Raw genomic sequence first — 6904 nt, 5'->3', positions numbered from 1 at the left:
CTTCTGAGTTTGGTGTACAATTAGGACCTGATGCTACAGCTCGTGCTAACGGATCTGTAGGTGGTGAAATCACTAAGCGTCTAGTTCAAATGGCTGAACAACAATTCGGCGGACAACAATACTAATATTATATGAATGGCTTAAGAGAGCGGATCATCCGCTCTCTTTTTATTTTGTTCACAATCTTTATGAAAATAATATTCAAAAAAATCATTTTTTTCTGTATAATGTTGAGGAGGACATCGATAAAAATAGTCCTGTAATGAAGCAAGGTGTATGTATAAAGGTTTATGTATAATTGAGGAGGATGATTATGGAAAGAGAACAACTTATCGCACCAGAGATTTACAATTTATCTCATGAAGTAGAACGTTATGCAAAAGACACAGAACGAATTGCTATTGATTGGTCAGATGATAAGAATAACCGCCGCATCATTTCTTACCCTGAATTAGTAGCTCAAACAAACCGCTTTGCTAATGCTTTATTAAGCCAAGGATTAAAGCAAGGAGATAAGGTCCTTCTTATTTTACCAAGGGTCCCAGAAGCTTATTTTTCATACTTAGCTTGTTTAAAAGCAGGGCTTGTCATTATTCCTTGTTCTGAAATGCTTCGTGCAAAAGATCTAGCTTATAGGATTAATCATGCCGAAGCAAAAGCAGTTATTGCTTATACTGGTTTTACAGATGAAATTCAGTCTCTAGGAGATTCTACTCCTACTCTTCACGCTAAATTAATTGTTGGACAAACATTAGAAGGATGGGTAGATTTAGTTGCTGCAGCTGAAAATGAAAGCGATTACTACGAAGGCGCAGAAACAAAACGAGACGAGCTGGCTTTCCTTCCTTACACATCTGGTACAACAGGGAACCCAAAAGCGGTTGTACATACACACGGATGGGCTTACGCTCACCTTCAAGTTGCTTCAAAAATGTGGCTTGATGTTCAAGAAGGAGATAAAGTTTGGGCAACAGCAGCTCCTGGCTGGCAGAAATGGATCTGGAGTCCTTTCTTATCAACGATTGGGGTAGGAGCGACAGCCTATGTATATCATGGACGCTTTGATCCTAACGAGTACCTGCAACGTCTAGAAGATGAGAAAATTAATGTATTATGTTGTACTCCAACTGAATATCGTCTGATGGCTAAAGTGGAATCGATTGAAAGTTATAAATTACCTGAGCTTAGAAGTACAGTCTCTGCTGGTGAGCCTCTTAACCGTCAAGTTATTGAAACCTTTAAGAAAGCATTCAACGTAAACGTTCGTGACGGATACGGACAAACAGAGAATACTTTACTTATTGGTACACTTCAAGGGATGGAAATTAAGCCTGGTTCTATGGGCAAGCCGACACCTGGAAATGAAGTAGCGATTGTGGATGAGAGCGGTGTTCCGGTTCAGCCAGGTGAAGTTGGAGATATTGCAGTACACAAAAGTGCCCCTGCATTATTCCGTGAATATTATAAAGATCCTGAACGTACGGCTATGGCGTATAGAGGAAACTACTATATTACAGGAGACCAAGCGAAGTTAGATGAAGATGGATACTTCTGGTTTGAAGGGCGCAGTGATGATATTATTATCAGCTCTGGATACACGATTGGACCTTTTGAAGTAGAAGATGCTCTAACAAAGCACCCAGCTGTGAAAGAGTGTGCTGTTGTAGCTTCTCCTGATGAGATTAGAGGTAATGTTGTAAAAGCATTTATCGTCTTAAGAGATGAAAAGGCAGTAGCTGATGATCAGCTTGTAGCTGAACTGCAGGAACATGTAAAAGTGATGACAGCACCATATAAATACCCAAGAAAGATTGAGTTCGTAAACGAACTTCCAAAGACAACATCAGGCAAGATTAGACGTATTGAGCTTCGTCAGCAAGAAAAAGCGAAGTATGCAGAAGCTTAATAATAAGTAATATCCTTTATTCTATGGTGAGCGAGCGCTCGTACAGGATAAAGAAGAGGAAGTATGGCTTAAGAAGTATGGCTTAAGAAGTATGGCTTAAATTGAAGCCATGCTTTTTCTTTTTGCTCTCGATTGCATCTTACTATGTTTTCTGTCACGATAGAATAAAAATGACATGATGTTACAACTGCAGGAGGGAAAATAGTGGGGACTCTTTGGTGGAATGGGACGTTTTTTACAATGAGAAAAGAGGGTGAAACAACGGATGCTGTATATGTGGAAGAAGGACAGGTCATCGATCATGGCAGCGCAGAGGATCTTTTATCAGCCTATTCAGAACGCATCACCAAGAAGGTTGATATAGAAGGGGCATACGTTTATCCAGGTTTTGTAGATAGTCACCTGCATATGGTCGGTCATGGGGAGCGATTAATCCGTCTGGACTTATCAGAAACCACTCAAGCGAGTGAAATGGTTGATCAACTGATAAAAAAAGTAAAAGACACGCCGCCTGGTGAATGGGTATTTGCAGAAGGATGGAATGAGAATAACTTTATAGATCGAAAAATTTTTCACCGGATGGAATTAGATGAAATAACAACATCTCATCCAATGTACTTAACGCGCATTTGCAGGCACGCAGCATTAGTAAACTCTAAGGCGTTAGAACTTGCAGGAATCACAAAAGATACTCCTGATCCTGAAGGAGGGGTGATTGTTCGTGATGCAGACGGAATGCCGACTGGCTATTTGCTTGATGCGGCGACTGAGTTAGTTAAATCGGTCATTCCTCCTGTTGATAAAGTTTATGTAAAACGAGCACTTCAAACAGCAGTAGAGGATATGCTCCGCTTAGGTTTAGTTGGAGGACATACGGAGGATTTGAATTATTACGGCGGCTTTAAACAGACATTTGATGCATTCAATGAAGTGATCAATGGAGTAGATTGTAAATTTAGAGCACATTTGCTTGTCCATCATGAAGCTATAGATGAGATGAAAGAATCAGGCTGCAGTAAGGGTGAAGTAACTCCTTATATTGAACTGGGACCCATGAAGATCTTTGCCGATGGAGCACTGGGCGGAAGAACGGCTCTTCTTAGCGCACCTTATACGGATGACCCAAGAACAAGCGGAGTGGCAATGCATCAACAGAGCGAGCTTGAAAACCTAGTAAAACGGGCACGTGATGAAGACATGCCTGTTGCTATTCACACAATCGGAGATGAAGCTCTGCGCTTAGCAATTGATGCGATTGAAAAGTATCCTTGTACAAATGGGCGTGATCGATTAATCCATGTACAAGTCATCAATCAAGATTTAATTGAGCGGTTGAAGAAGTTGCGCGTAGTTCTTGATATTCAACCACGTTTTGTGGCTGCGGACTTCCCTTGGGTTATGGAGCGGCTTGGTGAAGAGCGTCTGCCCTATTCCTTTGCTTGGAAAACATTAATTGAAGAAGGTCTTCATTGTGCGGGAGGATCGGATGCTCCTATTGAACCCGTGGATCCGCTATTAGGCATCCATGCAGCAGTCACGAGAAAGAAACCAGGCGAAACGCATGAAGGGTATTTACCTGATCAAAAGCTATCGATGTTTGAAGCTGTAAAGTTATTTACAACAGGCAGTGCTAGTGCGATTGAAAAAGAGAGTGAGCGTGGCTTGATTGCACCAGGTTATGCTGCTGATTTTACTGTTTTAAATCACAATGTTTTTGAAGGAGACCCTGATCACCTATTACATGCAGAAGTCCTTATGACGGTAGTTGATGACTCTATCATGTATCAAAAGAATAAATAGGTGAAAGACGACTTATTTGTAGTAAATAAGTCGTCTTTATCGGTTTATACTGAGTTGGTTCATACAGGCGTTTTTATATCGTTCATCTGCTGGGTAATTGCATTGTGTAATTACTAAGTAGGACGGTGTTGTTAGGGTTCAAAGCTTGTTTAAAGTCTCAAGTACCTAAACCATGGGGGGGAGCGTACTTGCCGCTCCTGAACTATACTTCGCTTTTCACGGGGAGCTGGTGAGCTTCCTCGGGCAAAGCCCTGTGGGATCTCACTCCTGCTCTAGTCCCCGTAGAAGTCTCCGTATAGTTCATCGCTAGGTTATTGCTTTCTGTAATTATTATGTGGAACGAATTAGATATGGATCAGTTCAAATTATAAGAAACAAGATATCCTTGGGGTTATCTGCTAATTTCACTGAACAGATTCAAATAAAAATGGGAGTTCTATACAACCTCCACGCTCCGTTAGTTGGAGTGCAACGACGAGGAGGCTCCCGGTCCGCCCGCGGAAAGCGAGTGCCTGCAGCGGAAATCAACAACTACTTTCAGTGGGAATATCATCGGATAATCGATTATCAAGCTCATCGTTAATCTTTTCTTATAAAAAATTTCGCTGTACCTTTTGCCAGAACGAGTTTGTTTTAAGTTTTAATACTTTTATTTGGCGGTCTGCTAACTGAATACGAATGTCTTTAGCATGGCGAAGACTTAACGCTTCATTATCTGCACCGATGATTGGGTGGTCGTTTCCGTCTTGGACTACTTTTAAAAGCAACGTACGATCTGGACCGAGGACAAACGGACTGCCAAGAGTACGGTATTGATTATTATTTAAAGAAGCTAGCTCACTTACTTGCATAGATGGCAAAGTAGGGTCAATAACGGCGCCTCTAACGGATTTATTATAAGCGGTGCTGCCTGTTGGTGTGGAAACAATCATTCCATCTCCTCTAAATGTTTCAAATGCAAAATCATCGATGACAACATCAATAACGAAGGTCTTAATCACATTTGAACGGATAGAACATTCATTCAAACAAAAAATAGGTTTCTCGTTATTTACTGATACTTCTAATACAGGGTAGAGGCGTACTTCAAGCTCTTCATTTTTCATCGCTTGAATCATGCGTTCCTGGTCATTGATTGTAAAATCAGTGTAGAAGCCTAGTTGGTCTGTATTTACTCCGATATAAAGACAGTCTTCTCTAAAGCCGGTTTTTCTTATTGCTTGTAAGAATGCATTATCGCCGCCGACACTTACAATAATATTTGCTTCTTCAATGGAATGAACTAAATGAAAGCCATGTACCTCAGCTAAGTTTTTAAGAGGTGTGACGATGTCTTTCATTTCTGGCGTTTGTTTAAAGAAGAAATATAGGTTTTTACGTGAAATCATCAGAATCATCCTTTCTAGAGGAATTAAATCAGGTGAATAGTTCCACTTCAAGTGAAATTTGACAGGATTCTATGTTATCATAACCTTTGTTCAGGAAAAGAATCAAAAATAATTATCGATTACGTCATCGGAAAAAACGTGATACAAAAGAAGGGGTGGGATCATGAGTCGCAAACGCTGGCTGGCTTTAATTGCAGCTCTTATGTTGGTTGTAGCTGCTGTAGGAGTTAATGTGGCCACTTCACAAGCAGGGGCAGATTTAGACCGAATGTTTGGAAGTGAACATGGCTGGGCTGAGAGAGTGATTGAACAAGGAGATGATTTTGGAAACTCTATTGTTGTGCTTGAATTAAATGGAGTGATTCAAGATACAGGAGATGCTGTTAGTATTTTTGATGCACAAGGCTACAGGCACCAAGCTTTTCTTTCTCAAATTGAGCACGCTGCGAAGGATTCCTCTGTGCAAGGATTAATTATTCGAGTGAATACACCAGGCGGCGGGGTAGTTGAAAGTGCAGAAATTCATGAAAAAATCGTAGAAGTTCAAGAAGAGTATAATAAGCCTGTCTATATCTCAATGGGCAGTATGGCAGCTTCTGGTGGGTATTACATAGCAGCACCGGCTGATAAGATTGTAGCTAGTCCACAGACGATTACGGGTTCCTTAGGCGTTATTATGGAGTCTATTAATATTGCTGAACTGGCTGAGAATTACGGTATTAAATTCAACACGATTAAAAGCGGAGAATACAAAGATATTATGTCAGCGACGCGTGAGATGACAGAAGGCGACCGTGCAATTTTACAATCATTAATTGATGAGTCTTATGATGAGTTTGTACGTATTATCTCTGAAGGACGTAACATGTCTGAAAATGAAGTAAGACAATTAGCAGACGGACGAATCTATACAGGAAACCAGGCTTTAGAAATAGATTTAGTTGATGAGCTTGGAAGTCTTGATGACACGATTGCTATGATGCGTGAAGATTTAGGTGCAAATTATAGTGTAATTAAATATGAGGCTGATACGGGTCTGTACAGTTTATTTTCAATGACAGCAGCTAAAATGTTATCTTCGAATAATGAACTGGCAAGTATTGAACAATTAATTACAGAGCGCCGAGCACCTACATTAAAGTATCTTTACACTGAATAGGGAGGGATCATTTTGGAGCAAGGAATGATAAACCGCGGGTCTCGCCCAAGAAGAAGCCGTATACTCCAGCAAAGAAAAAAGAGACAGGAGCGCTCGCTTCAACCTAACAGAGAAAGTGAAGGGCTTAACCGTCAGGAAGAGATAGAGCGTGAAACCCATTATGCGAATGAGCGGCACTATGCTGGTTTTTGGATGAGATTCTGGGCGTTTAGCCTTGATGCTCTTATGCTGCTAAGTTTACGTTGGCTGCTTATTGGTCCGATCTTAAATCTAACGGATCTTCGTTACGCATTGGGTGGAATGTACGGATTTTTTGATTTAGTTGTATCAGCGGTATTCTTCTTCGCCTACTTCGCCCTTATGACTAAGTTTTATGGTGCGACTATAGGCAAGATGGTATTTGGTCTGCGAGTCGTTTCAAAAGAAGGAGACTTGCTTTCATGGAGAGAGGTCATATTTAGAGAAGGAGTAGGACGAGTGTTACACCAGTCTTTTGCTCTCCTCTATATTCTTTATATAACGGTTGCTTTTACGTCTACTAAGCAAGGCTTGCATGATATGATTGCTGATTCCTATGTGATTTATGAAAAAAGATAAAAGATAAAAGAGGGTAAACCTGTGTGTCATGACGCACAGGTTTATTTTTTTTTT

General features: G+C 40.7%; 6 protein-coding genes. 5 read left to right on the top strand and 1 reads right to left on the bottom strand.

Translation table 11 applies throughout. The features are described 5' to 3' along the window. From A33I_RS13285 to A33I_RS13275, 3 genes are all read left to right on the top strand, one after another. Positions 1-125: alpha/beta-type small acid-soluble spore protein (locus tag A33I_RS13285; RefSeq protein WP_022628856.1), on the top strand; the 125-nt coding region annotated here is incomplete at its 5' end. Positions 126-313: 188 nt separating this feature from the next. Continuing rightward, the gene (gene mbcS, locus A33I_RS13280; RefSeq protein WP_022628855.1) at positions 314-1906 is read left to right on the top strand and encodes an acyl-CoA synthetase MbcS; all 1593 of its coding nucleotides are present in this window, start codon (positions 314-316) and stop codon (positions 1904-1906) included. Between the two features lie 204 nt (positions 1907-2110). Next, a complete protein-coding gene (locus A33I_RS13275) occupies positions 2111-3706 on the top strand; it encodes an amidohydrolase (RefSeq protein ID WP_022628854.1) in 1596 nt (531 codons plus the stop codon). Positions 3707-4296: 590 nt separating this feature from the next. On the opposite strand, the gene A33I_RS13270 is transcribed toward A33I_RS13275, so the two are convergent. Then, on the bottom strand, positions 4297-5097 hold the full coding sequence (locus tag A33I_RS13270; RefSeq protein WP_235806195.1) for an NAD kinase: 801 nt from the start codon (positions 5095-5097) through the stop codon (positions 4297-4299). A gap of 160 nt (positions 5098-5257) precedes the next feature. Here A33I_RS13270 and sppA point away from each other — a divergent pair, with 160 nt between their 5' ends. Both sppA and A33I_RS13260 read left to right on the top strand, forming a co-directional pair. Next, a complete protein-coding gene (gene sppA, locus A33I_RS13265; RefSeq protein ID WP_022628852.1) occupies positions 5258-6253 on the top strand; it encodes a signal peptide peptidase SppA in 996 nt (331 codons plus the stop codon). Between the two features lie 12 nt (positions 6254-6265). Continuing rightward, positions 6266-6850: an RDD family protein gene (locus tag A33I_RS13260; protein ID WP_022628851.1), complete on the top strand. Its 585-nt coding sequence runs from the start codon at positions 6266-6268 to the stop codon at positions 6848-6850. The last annotated feature ends 54 nt before the right edge of the window (positions 6851-6904 follow it).

The sequence above is a fragment of the Alkalihalophilus marmarensis DSM 21297 genome (genome assembly GCF_000474275.2).
GTDB classification, from domain to species: domain Bacteria; phylum Bacillota; class Bacilli; order Bacillales; family Bacillaceae_D; genus Alkalihalophilus; species Alkalihalophilus marmarensis.
The sequence above is the reverse complement of the archived record's forward strand: the minus strand, read 5'-3'. Positions and strand labels throughout refer to the sequence as shown.

Excerpts from the sequence above, each read along its gene's own strand:
- mbcS (WP_022628855.1), top strand. The coding sequence starts at position 314 with ATGGAAAGAGAACAACTTATCGCACCAGAGATTTACAATTTATCTCAT.
- sppA (WP_022628852.1), top strand. The coding sequence starts at position 5,258 with ATGAGTCGCAAACGCTGGCTGGCTTTAATTGCAGCTCTTATGTTGGTT.